This is a genomic window from Streptococcus sp. SCPM-O-B-15304 (M98) (assembly GCF_058200215.1).
Map to the genome: position 1 here is coordinate 59,310 of NZ_JBYQGQ010000005.1, position 15,461 is coordinate 74,770.

Here is a 15,461-nt window from a genome sequence, read left to right on the forward strand (position 1 = left end):
AAATTCTTATTTTAAAAGTTCTGAAATTGGTTCAAAAACAATTTTTTCAATATCAGATAGATAAATAGAAAGTTGTTGCTGTTTGGCAAAGAAGGCTGACAAGAGAGCGTTGCCCTGAATCAACTTGCCAAAGCTTTCCATTTTTTCTTGGAAAGAAGCGTCTGGCATTTGACCAGTTTGGGCCATCACTTGGATTTCATGCTGAAAAGCAACATAATCCGCAAAAATCTTGCTAGCTTCTGCATCGGCTTGAATAGCATCTCTAGCTTCTTTAACCGCCTTGTATTCAGGCAACTCACGTAGTCCACGACTAAGTTCGTTTGCACTATCATAAATATTTGACATAATTGTCCTCCTTATTTAATAACGACTGTGTAATTCGTATTTTCTGTAATGACTTGCTCAGCACGTTTTAAATCCTGAGCATTCTTAAAGGAAATCTGCAGAATACCGTGAATATCTTCACGGTTTTCCTCATTGATATGGATATTGACCAAGGAAGTTCCTCTTAGCAATTCCAAGATGCGCAAGATAACATCTTCCTCATCGGGAACATCGACATAGAGGTCATAAGAACTGTCAACACCGCCACGTTTATGGATTTCCATAGCTTGGCGTTGCTCCCGCGCTTGATTGAAAAAGTTCCAGATTTGGTTTTCATCACCCTTACTAATAGCTTGTCCAACCTCATCTAAACGTTGCTTGAAATCCTCGATGCGTTCAATAATAGTTTCTCGATTGGATAAGAGGATAGAAGTCCACATTCCTGGCTCACTTTCGGCGATTCGAGTCATATCACGGAAACCACCTGCCGCAAAACGTCGGGCCATCTCATGCTCTTCAGCATAACTAGCAGTTTGTTCCATCAAACCTGATGCTAAGATATGAGGAAAATGACTGATCTGAGAAGTCACTCTGTCATGCTCTTCAGCATCGATTTCAATGAAACGAGCGTGCAAACCTGACAGCAAGTCCTTCATTTCTTCGAGCGTGTCTGGAGTCGTTAAGCTCGAAGGCGTGAAGATATAGTAGGCATTTTCAAAAAGATTAACATCTGCAGAGGCCGCTCCTGTCTTATGACTACCTGCCATAGGATGAGCTCCAACAAATCGAACAGGCTTATCTGCAAAACAGTTCTCAGCTGTAGCCACGATAGCTGACTTGGTCGATCCAGCATCGGAAATAATGACACCTTCTTTCAAATTCAAAGTTGCCAAATCTTGTAAAAAAGTAATGGTTTGCTTAATTGGCAGGGTAAGAATGATGACGTCTGCAAGTGGAGCAAAACTGGCAAAATCATCCGTCGCACGATCAATCATTCCTCGCTCCAAGGCAATATCTCTAGATGCCTGACTGCGATTGTATCCTAAAATTTCATAATCAGGATGATCCCGCTTGATTCCCAGTGCCATGGAAGCACCAATCAAACCTAGTCCTGCGATATAGATGGTTTTAGCCATAAGAACTCCTTAATAATTCTTTGTATACTCCCGATGTTTAGCAACAGCTTCTTTTAATTCCTCCAGATTATCAGAAGAGAATTTCTCTAGAATTTCCTGGGCCAAAACTGTTGCTACGACTGCTTCCATAACAACACCTGCTGCTGGAAGAGCGGTTGGATCACTTCTCTCCACCGTTGCCTTATAAGGCTCATGGGTTTCAATATCAACGCTCATCAATGGTTTATAGAGAGTTGGAATTGGTTTCATGACCCCACGAACAATAATCGGTTGACCATTGGTCATACCACCTTCGAAACCTCCAAGATTATTGGTACGACGAGTATAGCCATCTGCTTGTGACCAGAGGATTTCATCCATGACTTGGCTACCCTTGAGATAACCTGCTTTAAAACCAAGACCAAACTCCACACCCTTAAAGGCATTGATGGAGACAACCGCTTGAGCTAATCTTGCATCTAGTTTGCGATCCCATTGGACGTAGGAACCAAGACCTACTGGAACGCCACCGACAACTGTTTCGACAACACCACCGATGGTATCTCCATCACGTTTAATCTGATCAATATAGTCCTTGATTTCCTGCTCACGTTCTTGGTTAACGATAGAAACTTCTGACTGGGCAGCTAGTTTTTTGATCTCTGCGACTGTTAAGTTTTCTGGAACATCGATTTCCTTGCCACCAAAGACAACAACATGGTTGGCAATTTCGATATCAAGCTCAGCCAATAGACGTTTAGCCACGGCCCCAACTGCTACTCGCATGGTCGTTTCACGGGCAGATGAACGTTCCAGAGAATTTCGCAAATCATCAAAGCGGTATTTGATACCGCCTACCAAGTCAGCGTGACCTGGGCGAGGATGAGTGATTTTTCGTTTACTTTTAAGTTTGTCTTCAATATCCTCGGCAGACATAATATCTAGCCATTTTTGATGGTCTTTGTTAATGACATCCATGGTAATGGGAGCCCCTGTCGTCTTCCCGTGGCGAACACCAGAAGTAAAGACAACTTGGTCGCTCTCGATCTTCATGCGTCCACCACGACCGTAACCACCTTGGCGACGTTTGAGATCCTCATTGATATCCTCGGCAGTCAAAGGAAGACCTGCTGGAACCCCTTCAATAATTGCTGTCAGACGAGGACCGTGTGATTCTCCTGCTGTTAAATATCTCATACATTCTCCTTATTTTACCAAGTAATCTTTCATTTCTTCGAGAGAAACTGGGTGAATCCTTGCTGAACCAAGTTCTGGTACCAAGACTAATTTCATAGTGTTGCCACGCGCTTTTTTATCATGAATTAAAGCCTGATAAAGCTTATCAACATCCCAGTTTTCATAATCCACAGGAAGGCCAAATTTCTGACACATTTCTCGGATTGACTGAGTGATTCCAACTGGCATAAGGCCTTTTTGTTCTGCGACCTTTGAGACCTGAACCATTCCCATCGCTACTGCCTCACCATGCATAACACGTCCATAACCAGCAGTCGCTTCGATAGCATGGCCAATTGTATGACCAAAATTGAGATACAGACGAATGCCATTGTCCAATTCATCTTCAACTACCATCTTGCGCTTGACCTGACAAGAGTACTCAATCAAACTTTCTGAATGTTCCAATATGCTTTCGACAGAACCATCCATATCGGATAATAGGTCCCAGAGTTCTGGATCTTCAATTAAGCCATACTTGATGACTTCACCCATTCCTTCAATCAACTCTCTCTTACCTAAGGTTTCAAGAACGGTTGGATCAATCAAAACGCCGTCTGGTTGGGCAAAAGTTCCCACCATATTCTTAGCAAAAGGAGTATTCACTCCTGTCTTACCACCGATTGAAGAGTCCACTTGAGCAGTCAAACTGGTCGGAATTTGAACAAAGTGAATACCTCGCATATAGGTTGAGGCTACAAAGCCAGCCAAATCACCAACGACACCACCACCTAAAGCTACGATGCCGTCACTGCGAGTCAAGTCTTGCTTAACTAGAAATTCATAAGCCTTTTGAACTGTGGTTAAATTTTTTCGCTCTTCACCCTCTAGAAAAGCAAATAGAGCCACTTGAAAACCAGCATCCTCTAAGTTCAGCTTGACCTTTTCTGCATAGAGAGAAGCCACATGGTTATCGGTAATGATAACGACTTTTTGCGGTTGCCAAAGTTCCCGCAACCATTTTCCTGCTTGAGACAGGCATCCTTTTTCAATCTGAATATCATAAGGATGGTGGGGAAGGTCTATTTTGATTTTCATAGCAGTTCTCCTTTTTTCATTTTTGATACTTTTGTTTTAGTAATTCCCAGATTTGAGCGGTTGGCATTTCCTTGCCTGTCCATAACTGAAAAGCTTCCGCCGCTTGGTAAAGCAACATGCCTAGGCCATTGATAGCTTGATTGCCCTGGTTTCTTGCCCACTTTAGAAATGGTGTTTCAAAGGGTTGATAAATCACATCTGCTACCAAGAGCCTCTCTGGTAAAACGATACTTATTGGGATTGGCTGAGATGCTCCATCCATCCCCACACTGGTCGCATTGACCAAGAGTTCAGCTTTTCGAATGTTCTCTTGGAGCTCTTGAGCATCCTCTAAGGCAAACAAATCTACTCTAAAACCTGTTTCATACTGTAGCTTTTCTAAGTAAGGTTTTGTTTTTTCCATTGAAGCCGAGCGTACAAAGACAGAAACTTGACTGACTCCATCCAAGATTGCCTGTGCCAAAATTGCCTTGGCTGCGCCACCTGCTCCTAACAAGACCATTCTTTTCCCTGATATTTTAAAAGAAGGCAAGCTCTTAAAGAATCCCTTGCCATCTGTGTTATATCCAATTAAAGTTCCCTCTCGATTCACCACTGTATTGACAGCACCAATCAAACGAGCTTCTTCACTCAATTGATCCAAATAAGGAATCACCTGTTCCTTGTAGGGCATAGAAAGATTGATTCCAAACATCTGGTAACGACGAATGTTGGCAGCTGTTTCTGCCAAGTCAGTTCCTTCTACCTCCCAAGCAAGATAAACCCCATTGGTATTGGTTGCCTCAAAAGCTTGATTGTGAATGAAGGGTGAAATGGAGTGTTTGATAGGATTGGCGACTACAGCTGCTAAACGTGTGTAGCCATCAATCTTCATTTAGTATCTCCCTAATTTTTTTCATGCTAGATAGAGAAATCTGTCCTGGAGCACTGGCTTCGTCCAGACTTGCAAAAGACCAGCTAGAACCCGTCACATCTGAAGTGATACGAGAAACCTTACCCATTTTCCCCATAGAAATCGTCACATATTCTTGTTCTGGGTTCAGTGTTTTAAAGCCACGCGTAAAGTTCATAAGGTCCAATACATCTTGTTCTGTATGAGCCATAACCGATACTTTAACCACTTTTGGCGTTAGACTGGTTAGCTCGGATAAGATTTCCATCATATTCTCTGGAGTTTCTTGGAAATTATGATAACTCAAAACTAGATTTGGAAAATCAAGCATTTCTTCGAAAACATCCTTGTGAGAAAAATACTCAAAATCGATATATTCAGGTTGATAGAGTTGAGCTACATCTTTGATAATTTGTACATACTCCGCCGAATCCAAATCGATCTCGCCTCCCTCAGCACGAGTTCGCAGGGTAAAGAGGAGTTCGCGGCCTGCAAATTTTTCAAAAATAGCTGGAGCTACCTGTAAAATGACTTCCTTTGGTAGGAAGTCGGCACGCCACTCAATGATATCAGCATCGATATACCGCATGGCATCGATTCCTTGCGCCTCTTCTAAACTCTTTGGCATTACTGAAACGACTAATTTCATTTAGTTACCTTCATGCTAATCACCTTAAGGTAATTACTACTTTCATCTTTTTCATTGTAGACAAAGTCTGCTGGAAGTCCATATTTATTAAGAACCTGGTACTTTCTTCCTGCAAATCCTTTGTCGATTTGTTCTATAAATTTTTGACGGGAAACATTGGCAGCATTGGTGCTAGCAATGATCATACCTCCCGGATTTAAAATCTCTAAACTCTGGGAAATCAACTTGTGATAGTCCTTAGCTACAGAGAAAGTTTGCTTTTTATTACGGGCAAAGCTAGGTGGATCTAGAACGATCACATCATAAGACAAGCCCTTACGTTTAGCGTATTTAAAGTATTCAAAGACATCCATAACAATGAAACGATGATTGTCAAGACTGAGTCCATTGGCATGAAAATGAGCTTCTGACAGTTCTCTGGAACGTTTGGCTAGGTCTACAGAGGTTGTTTCACTAGCTCCTCCCATAGCTGCAGCAACTGAGAAAGCTGCTGTGTAGGAAAACATATTAAGCAAGGATTTCCCCATAGCTAAACCATCAACCAAGCTACCACGCACTTCATGTTGGTCCAAGAAGATGCCTGTCATAAGACCGTCATTCATAAAGACTTGATAGAGAACTCCATTCTCAAGAACTGTAAAATTTTCTGGTGCTTCTTGACCATAGATATGGGCAGACTCATAGTCTAGACCTTTACAACGAATCTTTTCATAGGCACCTAAGACTTCAGGGAAAACCTGAGCAAAGGCTGCTAGGATCTGTTGGCGAAGCCCATAGACATAGGAGTTATACCAGGAGAAAACAACATAATCTCCGTATAGGTCCAGAGTCATTCCACCAAAACCATCGCCTTCTTGATTAAACAAACGAAAGGCAGTTGTCAACTCATCTTGATAGTAAGAAGAACGTTTTTGTTTGGCTTTTTCAAACAAACTTTCAAAGAATTTTTGGTTAAAAGAAAGCTTCTGGTTCGTTACAAACCAACCAATCCCCTTATTTTGACGAGATAAATAGGCCTTGCCCAAAAACTGCTTGTTTTGACTAAATAACTCGACTTCTTGATCAGTTTCAGATAGTTCTGGAAAATCAATTTCCTCCAAAAGTACTAGACCTTGGTTTAGTTTTTTTTCAACACGTCTACTGACGAATACTTTATTCATAAATACTATTATAACAAATTTTGTGACAATTCACAAAATAGAAACTATTGATTCATCCATCATCTTGCCCTATCTGAGAGAATTTTTCCTCCCATTAGTCCTACTATTTTTCTTTTATAGTATTTCAACACTTCCAGTTGAAAAATAGACATAAATTTCAAAGAGTTTAATTATAACGCAAACGTTTGCATATTCTTTGGCTTTGTGCTACAATAATTCTCATCACTGTAAGTAAGAGGATCAACTATGAAAAATCAAACCCTAATGCAATATTTTGAATGGTATCTATCCCACGATGGAAAACACTGGATGCGCCTAGCTGACGACGCTGAACACCTAGCTAACTTAGGCATTAGTCACATTTGGATGCCACCTGCTTTTAAAGCAACAAATGAAAAAGATGTTGGTTATGGCGTCTATGACTTGTTTGACCTTGGAGAATTTAATCAGAAGGGTACTGTACGTACTAAGTATGGCTTTAAAGAAGACTATCTTCATGCCATCCAAACTTTAAAATCTCATGGGATTCAACCAATGGCTGATATCGTCTTAAATCATAAGGCAGCCGCTGACCATTTAGAATCTTTTCAAGTTATCGAAGTGGATCCAGAAGATCGAACTGTGGAACTAGGAGAACCTTTTACCATCAATGGCTGGACTGGTTTTTCTTTTGATGGACGACAAAATACCTACAATGACTTCCACTGGCACTGGTACCACTTTACTGGAACTGACTACGATGCTAAACGCCGTAAATCTGGAATCTATCTGATACAGGGAGACAACAAAGGCTGGGCTCATGAGGAATTAGTCGACAATGAGAATGGCAATTACGACTATCTCATGTATGCCGATCTAGATTTCAAACATCCTGAAGTGATAAAAAATATCTACGATTGGGCAGATTGGTTTATGGAAACAACTGGTGTGGCAGGTTTCCGTTTGGATGCCGTTAAACACATTGACTCTTTCTTTATGCGCAATTTCATTCGCGATATCAAAGAAAAATATGGCCAAGATTTCTATGTCTTTGGAGAATTCTGGAATCCAGACAAGGAAGCAAATCTGGACTACCTTGAAAAAATTGAAGAACGCTTTGATCTTGTCGATGTTCGCCTTCATATGAATCTCTTTGAAGCAAGCCAAGCTGGTGCAGACTATGATTTGCGTACCATCTTTAATGATAGTCTCGTTCAAATCAAGCCAGATAAGGCTGTAACCTTTGTCGAAAACCATGACACCCAACGAGGTCAAGCTCTGGAGTCTACTGTTGAAGAATGGTTTAAACCAGCAGCCTACGCCCTCATTCTTTTGCGAGAGCAGGGGCTCCCATGTGTCTTTTATGGAGACTACTATGGTATTTCTGGTCAATATGCTCAAGAAGACTTCAAGGATGTCCTTGACCGTTTGCTAGCTATCCGAAAAGAGTTGGCTTATGGAGAGCAAACCGACTACTTTGATGACCCTAATTGTATCGGTTGGATTCGTTCAGGAGCTAACAATCAATCACCACTTGCCATCGTGATTTCTAATGCCAAAGCAAATTCCAAAATCATGTTCGTCGGTCAGGAATGGGCTGACCAAACCTTTGTTGATTTGCTTGGTAACCATCCTGACCAAGTAACCATCAATGCTGAAGGTTATGGAGATTTTCCAGTTACAGAACGCTCTCTTAGTGTATGGGGACTAGCTAACTAATCAATTAATACTCTTCGAAAATCTCTTCAAACCACGTCAGCTTCCATCTGCAATCTCAAAACATTGTTTTGAGCAACCTGCGGCTCGCTTCCTAGTTTGCTCTTTGATTTTCATTGAGTATAAAACACACAAAAAATGCCCACAAGCTAGATTTTCTTTCTAGCCTGTAGGCATTTTTTCTATTATCAATACTTAAAATTAGTCTTTCCAAAGATCCATAGCATTTTGAAAATCTGCAGAAACTTGAACATTTTGAGGATTAGTCGCTTCTCTCTCCTGACGCTTAGCCTCTACCTGGACTACACTCTTAATACCTTCATGACGCCAGTTTCTTAGGATAGCCTGGATGTACTTCCAATTTGGTTTTCCATTCAAAACAGCCTCACGTAGGGCTTCTTTAATCAGGTCCGCACTGGTCCCGTCTTCTTTCAAACTCTTTTCTAAATCTTCGATTTCAAAAGGACTTAAGAGACGACCTAGCTCTTGTTGGAAGGTTTCCACCAAGTCTTTCAAATCATTTTTAGCGGGTAGCGCTTGGCTAGGTTCTTGCTTTTCAAAAAGTTGGTCTAAGCGCTCTAAAGCTAAAGTCGCATCAAAAATCACTTCTATCTCACCATTGAGTTCAATGGTTCGGTATTGAAGTAAGCCTTTTTCTGTCAAGCGCGAAATCGCTTGATTGACTTCAAAGACTTGCTTGCCAATTTTCTCTGCGATTTGACTTGGGGACAATTCCCCTAAGGCTGTTGTATTTTGTAGGTAAAAGAATTGCCAAACTAAGAAATCATCGCTTGATGAAAACAGTTGATTGTAGTTTAAGAGCAGAGCACTTGGTAACACCAAGTTCCCTGATTTAAAAGCATCTAAATATGTCATAATTCCTCTTATAAATATCCAAAATGAGACACATCTTCTTCTGCACTCTTCCACTCAAAAGGCGTTTCTTGGTAAACTGCATAATTTACCCAGTTACTGAAAAAGAGAGCTGCTGAGGAACTCCAACGCATACAAGGAAGTTCATGGATGTCATCATTTTTGAAATAATTTTCTGGTATATGGGGATCTAAACCAGCATTTAGATCTCTAAAATATTCCTTGGCTAGCGTATCGCGATCATACTCTAAATGCCCAAAGCTATAGACTTCTCTCAAATCTCGACTCGCAAGGATAGAGACTCCTACCTCTTCTCCTGATGCTAAAATCTCTAGATTTGTTTTGTTTAGAATATCTTCTTTGTGGACTTCTGTATGGCGAGAATGAGGGGATACATATAAATCATCAAAACCTCTCAGTAGAAGATGACCTTCTTTCAAAACATCTTGAGAATAAATCCCAGAAAGCTTCTGGTCCATCTGGTATTTATCTACGCCATAGCGATAGTATAGACCCGCTTGTGCTCCCCAGCAAATATACAGGGTTGAAAAGACATGAGTCTTAGACCAATCGATAACCTTAGTAAATTCCTCCCAATAGTCCACTTCTTCAAAAGGGAGATGTTCAACTGGAGCACCTGTAATAATCAAGCCATCAAAATACTGGTCTTGAACTTCTGAGAAGGTCTTATAAAAAGTCTTCATATGCTCAGAACGAGTTGTTTTCGACTGATGACTTTCCATATATAAAAATTCAATATCTAACTGCAAAGGAGTATTGGCTAAATGGCGTAAAAGCTGAGTTTCTGTAACCATTTTCAGTGGCATCAAGTTTAAAATCAGAATTTTCAGTGGTCGAATATCCTGATGAGCTGCCCTCTGGTCATCCATGACGAAAATATTTTCCGTTCGTAAAATCTCAACTGCTGGTAATTTTTTATCAATTCGAATCGGCATAGAAATCTCCTTACTGTATCATATTGGACTCAAGTAACCTGACTGTCATCGAATGGAATAATCCAGCTGATGACATTGCTTCCCTTTATTATACTGTAAGAAGACATAGTTTTCAATTATAGTTTTTCTCTAACTAGATATAGCCTTTTTTTATATCCGATGAAGAGAAAACAGCCCTAGGGACTGTTTTTCATTAATAATGCATCAAAACTTTATAATCGTAATCTCCGATTGCCTCACGACCTTTTAGCTCATCAAGTTCAATCAAGAAGGCACAACCAGCTACGACACCGCCTAATTTCTCAATCATTTCGATGGTTGCTTTAACAGTACCACCTGTTGCCAAAAGGTCATCTACGATGAGAACACGTTGACCTGGTTTGATAGCATCAGCGTGCATAGTCAAAGTATCAACACCATATTCTTTTTCGTAGTCAGCTGAAATAACTTCGCGTGGTAGTTTTCCAGGTTTACGCACAGGAGCAAAACCAATTCCCAACTCAAAAGCAACTGGACATCCAACGATAAATCCACGCGCTTCTGGTCCTACGATCATATCGATCTTTTTGTCAGTAGCATATTGAACAATTTCACGAACAGCATAGCTGTAGGCATTGCCGTTGGCCATCAAAGGGCTGATATCACGGAATGTAATTCCTTCTTGTGGATAATTTTCAATACTTGCAATGTAATCTTTTAAGTTCATAGCATTTCTTTCTTTTTAAGTTTTTACTCCCTATTATACCATAATTCTTAAAAAAGAGAAATAGAAAGAAACCCTGGAAACTGAGTCCAAGGCTTCTGATCAAATCTGTAACTATTGCTCGTTTAATGAACTCTTGCCTTTTTTTTGCTTTTAGAGTTTTGATTGCGTTGACGATTTTGTTGGATGCGCCACTCTCGCTCAAAGTAGGACATGGTTTCAAATACTCTTCGCGGTAAACCGACATCCAGCAAGTAGATTGGGATTTTCAAAAAATTTGCTTGCTTTGCAGTCGAAAATCTACTTCGTAGACGATTCCATAAAGAGTTGGTTTTCAAAAGATCTTTATCATTAAAATGAACTTCAATAGTATAAAAATCCCTTGAACTTCTACCACCCTTGATTCTCATTAGAGAAAATGTTTCTACCTGCCCCCAGGAATAAAACTGCCAATCTTTTTTAGGATGTGGCTTATAGGAAAAACCTTGGGCCGTACATTTCAAATACTCTTTATCTGAAAAAAGAAGTCGCAAACGTTCATACAAAATCCATCCAACAATGATGATTAAGAATAAGACAAAGAGTCTTAATGCCACCAATCCCACAGGTGCCTCCTTGGGATAGGTCATCATAAAAGATAGGATCCAAAGAAGAAAAGCTAACTCAAGGAAGCAGAGAACAATAGTCCAAATGATTTTCTTACTGCTCCATTTGATAATTTTTTCTTCCATTACGCCAAATCACTTAAATATTCATAGCGTTCATATTTTTCAAGCAAGGCTTCATTCTTCTCATCTAACTCTTTTTGAAGAGTAGCTAGCTTCCCAAAGTCCGAGCCATTAGCCTGCATTTCCTCTTCAATGACAGAGATACGGTTTTCCAAGGCTTCGATGTCACCTTCAATACTTGCCCACTCTTGCTTTTCTTGGTAGGTCATGCGTTTCTTTTCTTCACGAACTTTGACGACTTTTTCCTTCTCAGCCTTTTGAACTTGATTTGTCGCTTCTGCTTCGAAGGCTTTTTCATCTAGGTAGTCGGTATAATGCCCAAAGAAAGGACGAATGCTACCATTCTCAAAAGCAAGAATCTTAGTCGCAACTTTATCAAGGAAATAGCGGTCGTGACTAACTGTTAAGACTGGACCTGCAAAACCTTGTAAGAAATTTTCTAGAACAGTTAAGGTTGCAATGTCTAGGTCATTAGTTGGCTCATCCAAGAGGAGCACATTGGGTTTTTCGAGGAGTAGTTTAAGGAGGTAAAGTCGTTTTTTCTCACCACCAGACAACTTCTCAATCAAAGTACCGTGTGTTGAACGCGGGAAGAGAAATTGTTCTAGTAACTCAGCGATAGAGGTCGTAGAGCCACCGCTAGTTTTAACCTCTTCTGCCACTTCCTGCAGATAATTGATAACCCGCTTACTCTCATCCAAGCCTTCGATTTGTTGAGAGAAATAGGCGATGCGAACCGTTTCGCCGATGATAACTTGTCCATCAGTTGGTTCAAGACTTCCTGCAATTAGGTTAAGAAGGGTTGACTTCCCAACACCATTGTCACCAACGATTCCGATACGGTCTTTGGCTTGAACCAAAAGGTTAAAATGTTGCAGAATCTGTTTGTCGTCATAGGCAAAGGAAACATCCTTAAACTCGATGACCTTTTTACCGATACGGCTAGTTTCAAAATTCATGCTTAAGTCTGTCTCAACACTATTATCTGAAACTTCCTTCTTCAAGTCATGGAAACGATTAATACGCGCCTGTTGCTTGGTTGCACGAGCTTGTGGTTGTCTTCTCATCCAGGCTAATTCCTGTTTATAGAGTTGTTCCTTTTTGTGAAGAAGAGCTGCGTCGCGCTCATCCTGTTCAGCCTTGAGACGAACATAGTCTTGGTAATTTCCTTGATATTCGGTCAAACCAGCTCGGTCTAACTCAAAGATTCGCGTTGAGAGCGCATCTAGGAAGTAACGGTCGTGGGTGATAAATAACACTGTTTTCTTGGAATTTTTCAAGAAGAGGGTTAGCCACTCAATGGTGGCAATATCCAAGTGGTTGGTAGGCTCATCAAGAAGCAGAAGATCATGGTTGCCCAGAAGGACTTGCGCCAACTGAACCCGTCTTCGCAAACCACCTGATAGGGCTCCAACGGGAGTTGATAAATCCTGAATACCCAACTTGCTGAGAACGGTCTTGACCTGACTCTCAATTTCCCAAGCTTGGAGGGAATCCATCTCTGACATAACCCTTTCCAAACGTGCCTGCTTATCCTCACTGTAGTTGAGCATGAGCAATTCATACTCACGGATCAACTGGATTTCTTTCAAATCACTCGATAGAACAGTATCCAAGACAGTCTTGTTATCATCAAAATCTGGGTCCTGAGTCAAATAGCCAATCTTGTAATCATTTTTTGCCGAAAAAGGGCTCACATCACCATCAAAACCAGAAACTCCTGAAAGTACATCTAAAAGGGTTGTTTTCCCAGTTCCATTGACGCCGATAAGACCGATTCTGTCCAAGTCATGAATGATAAAGGAAATATCCTTAAAGACAGTCTTGTCTCCAACGGATTTACTTAGTTTTTCAACAATAAAATCACTCATTTTTTCTCCCTCAAGTAGGCATGAATAGCTTCCAAGTTATTTTCCAAATCTCCATCCACAATAGCATACTCAATCTCTGCTAAAATTTCTCCCATTTCTGGTCCTGGTTGATAGCCATATTCTTTGATCAAAATCCCACCATTGATTTGAATTTCTTTCTTATCATGGATAGTTAGGCTGTGATAAGTCTCTGTGATGGCCTGTGGATTGACTTCTTTTCCTTGAGCCTGACGAAGATTTTCAGCCTGTAAAAGTAAATCTAGATCAAAGCGGTAACAATCGCGCTTGCTTAGTTCTCCTTCTTCACGAAGTTCTAAGATCGTAAGTAAATCTTGAACTTGCTTGGCAAATTGACGAGAAGTTTTCCAATGTTTCAAAAATTGTTGAGCATCTTCCACTTCTAAAACCCATAAGAGTGCAGCCCAGGCTTGCTCAGAAGATTCAAAGGTAAGATCAGCCTCTAAGTCAAACAAAGATTGGAGTTTGTCCTGACTACCAGCCATATCTGGAAAATAATCATAAGCTTTACTTGCAATCATAGAAGACAGACCTACTCGCCAATGAGGAGCCAGAAGAAGTTTATCAAATTCAACAAAAGTACGTTCCACAGAAATTTTCTCTAAGAGTGGCGTTAAGGTTTTCATCGCTTCAAAGGTTTCTTGCTCGAGTTCAAAACCAAGACTGGCTTGAAAACGAAAGCCACGCATGATGCGTAGGGCATCTTCGTTGAAACGCTCACTAGCTACACCAACTGCTCGTAAAACTTGATTTTCTAGATCTCTCAAACCATCAAACAAATCAATGATTTCGCCCATCTCATCTAAGGCAAAGGCATTAACTGTGAAATCACGTCGTTTGAGGTCCTCTTCTAGCGAACGAACAAAAGAAACTGAACTTGGTCTACGGTAGTCTACATAGACATCCTCAGTTCTAAAAGTGGTCACTTCGTACTCTTCATCTCCGTCTAAAACCAAGACGGTTCCATGCTCAATCCCAATGTCAGCTGTACGAGGGAAAATCTGCTTGGTCTCTTCTGGATAAGATGACGTCGCAATATCCACATCATGGATGGGACGATTAAGTAGGGCATCCCTAACAGAGCCCCCAACAAAATAGGCTTCAAAGCCAGCCTCTTTAATTTTTTCTAATACTGGTAAAGCCTTCTGAAATTCAGAAGGCATTTGTGTTAATCTCATAATAAGTGTTCTAATCCATAGACAAGCTCATGACGCTTGACAACTTCTTTGATTCCCAAATTCACCCCTGTCATGAAGGAGCTACGATCATAGGAGTCATGACGTAGGGTCAATCCTTCTCCCTGATTTCCAAATATAACTTCCTGATGAGCTACCAAACCTGGCAAACGGACTGAGTGGATTCGCATACCATCAAAGTTAGCACCACGTGCACCTGAAATGAGTTCTTCCTCATCACTCGCACCTTGTTGGATAGACTTACGAACTTCTGCCATCAATTCCGCTGTTTTGATAGCTGTTCCGCTAGGAGCATCTTTTTTCTTGTCATGGTGAAGCTCAATAATCTCTACATTTGGGAAGTATTTTGCAGCTTGTGTCGCAAATTGCATGAGTAAGACAGCACCCAAGGCAAAGTTAGGAGCAATCAAGCCACCCAAGTTTTTAGAACGAGAAAATTCTTTTAGGTCTTCAATCTCTTGACTAGTGAAACCTGTTGTTCCAACGACAGGAGCAAAGCCATTTTCAAGCGCAAAACGGGTATTCTCATAGGCAACAGCTGGTGTTGTAAAGTCCACCCATACATCTGCCTCAATACCTGCCAAGTCATTCTTATCATTGAATACTGAAATTCCCTGCCAGTCAGATGCAGACTCAAAAGGATCTAAAACCGCTACCAGTTCAAGTTCAGGATCTGACAAAACCATCTGACAAGCAGATTGGCCCATTCTTCCCTTAAAACCAGCAATAATTACTCGAATACTCATCTTTACTCCTATCTAAGATACAAAGGACGTTAGCTGCCCATAAAAAATAGGGAATGGCGCTGACTTTCCACGAAAGGCAAGACAGGCATCTTTTTTCAAGAGGCAGATAGTCCGTGTTCAATTTTAAGATACAAAGCCTGTAAGAACACAAAGTGAAAATAGGAGGTCTGGTCAAGGAGTGTATACTTCTTGGAAGAACTATCTTTTTCACACAGGGTTTCAGGCGTGTTGAATTTCAAGATACAAAGGACCTTAGTTGCC

Annotated in this window: 15 protein-coding genes; 1 reads left to right on the forward strand and 14 read right to left on the reverse strand. The window is 40.8% G+C overall.

The window, feature by feature from the left end; all coding sequences use genetic code 11:
• Positions 1 to 6: 6 nt before the first annotated feature.
• The 7 genes from AC3E7H_RS04350 to AC3E7H_RS04380 are packed head-to-tail and all read right to left on the reverse strand — an operon-like array spanning position 7 to position 6,414.
• Positions 7 to 345 (reverse strand): YlbF/YmcA family competence regulator, encoded by a 339-nt coding sequence (locus AC3E7H_RS04350; RefSeq protein WP_000065982.1) that lies wholly within the window; start codon positions 343 to 345, stop codon positions 7 to 9.
• Positions 346 to 356: 11 nt separating this feature from the next.
• Entirely contained in the window at positions 357 to 1,460 is a 1,104-nt protein-coding gene (locus AC3E7H_RS04355; protein WP_001140472.1) for a prephenate dehydrogenase, read from the reverse strand.
• Positions 1,461 to 1,469: 9 nt separating this feature from the next.
• The gene (gene aroC / locus AC3E7H_RS04360) at positions 1,470 to 2,636 is read right to left on the reverse strand and encodes a chorismate synthase (protein ID WP_001269895.1); all 1,167 of its coding nucleotides are present in this window, start codon (positions 2,634 to 2,636) and stop codon (positions 1,470 to 1,472) included.
• 9 nt (positions 2,637 to 2,645) lie between these two features.
• Complete coding sequence (gene aroB / locus AC3E7H_RS04365) at positions 2,646 to 3,713, reverse strand: 3-dehydroquinate synthase (protein ID WP_000693982.1); 1,068 nt, start codon at positions 3,711 to 3,713, stop codon at positions 2,646 to 2,648.
• 16 nt (positions 3,714 to 3,729) lie between these two features.
• The gene (locus AC3E7H_RS04370; protein WP_000686854.1) at positions 3,730 to 4,587 is read right to left on the reverse strand and encodes a shikimate dehydrogenase; all 858 of its coding nucleotides are present in this window, start codon (positions 4,585 to 4,587) and stop codon (positions 3,730 to 3,732) included.
• On the reverse strand, positions 4,577 to 5,254 hold the full coding sequence (gene aroD / locus AC3E7H_RS04375) for a type I 3-dehydroquinate dehydratase (protein ID WP_000780371.1): 678 nt from the start codon (positions 5,252 to 5,254) through the stop codon (positions 4,577 to 4,579). The genes AC3E7H_RS04370 and aroD overlap by 11 nt, the downstream gene beginning before the upstream one ends.
• Complete coding sequence (locus AC3E7H_RS04380; RefSeq protein ID WP_001045026.1) at positions 5,251 to 6,414, reverse strand: class I SAM-dependent rRNA methyltransferase; 1,164 nt, start codon at positions 6,412 to 6,414, stop codon at positions 5,251 to 5,253. Before AC3E7H_RS04380 ends, aroD begins: the two co-directional genes overlap by 4 nt.
• A 246-nt stretch (positions 6,415 to 6,660) precedes the next feature.
• On the opposite strand from AC3E7H_RS04380, the gene AC3E7H_RS04385 reads away from it, so the two are divergent.
• On the forward strand, positions 6,661 to 8,112 hold the full coding sequence (locus AC3E7H_RS04385) for an alpha-amylase (RefSeq protein ID WP_490676169.1): 1,452 nt from the start codon (positions 6,661 to 6,663) through the stop codon (positions 8,110 to 8,112).
• 198 nt (positions 8,113 to 8,310) lie between these two features.
• On the opposite strand, the gene AC3E7H_RS04390 is transcribed toward AC3E7H_RS04385, so the two are convergent.
• From AC3E7H_RS04390 to dapB, 7 genes are all read right to left on the reverse strand, one after another.
• Positions 8,311 to 8,985: a DnaD domain-containing protein gene (locus AC3E7H_RS04390; protein ID WP_223140707.1), complete on the reverse strand. Its 675-nt coding sequence runs from the start codon at positions 8,983 to 8,985 to the stop codon at positions 8,311 to 8,313.
• Between the two features lie 8 nt (positions 8,986 to 8,993).
• Positions 8,994 to 9,938, reverse strand: a complete 945-nt coding sequence (gene metA / locus AC3E7H_RS04395; RefSeq protein WP_049508980.1) for a homoserine O-acetyltransferase MetA — start codon at positions 9,936 to 9,938, stop codon at positions 8,994 to 8,996.
• 193 nt (positions 9,939 to 10,131) lie between these two features.
• Complete coding sequence (locus AC3E7H_RS04400) at positions 10,132 to 10,644, reverse strand: adenine phosphoribosyltransferase (protein WP_001049312.1); 513 nt, start codon at positions 10,642 to 10,644, stop codon at positions 10,132 to 10,134.
• A 122-nt stretch (positions 10,645 to 10,766) separates the two neighbouring features.
• Complete coding sequence (locus AC3E7H_RS04405) at positions 10,767 to 11,372, reverse strand: hypothetical protein (protein WP_000391483.1); 606 nt, start codon at positions 11,370 to 11,372, stop codon at positions 10,767 to 10,769.
• A complete protein-coding gene (locus AC3E7H_RS04410) occupies positions 11,372 to 13,240 on the reverse strand; it encodes an ABC-F family ATP-binding cassette domain-containing protein (protein WP_001279094.1) in 1,869 nt (622 codons plus the stop codon). Before AC3E7H_RS04410 ends, AC3E7H_RS04405 begins: the two co-directional genes overlap by 1 nt.
• A complete protein-coding gene (locus AC3E7H_RS04415) occupies positions 13,237 to 14,436 on the reverse strand; it encodes a CCA tRNA nucleotidyltransferase (protein ID WP_081478792.1) in 1,200 nt (399 codons plus the stop codon). The genes AC3E7H_RS04410 and AC3E7H_RS04415 overlap by 4 nt, the downstream gene beginning before the upstream one ends.
• The gene (dapB, locus tag AC3E7H_RS04420; protein WP_000027911.1) at positions 14,433 to 15,200 is read right to left on the reverse strand and encodes a 4-hydroxy-tetrahydrodipicolinate reductase; all 768 of its coding nucleotides are present in this window, start codon (positions 15,198 to 15,200) and stop codon (positions 14,433 to 14,435) included. The genes AC3E7H_RS04415 and dapB overlap by 4 nt, the downstream gene beginning before the upstream one ends.
• Positions 15,201 to 15,461 lie beyond the last annotated feature (261 nt).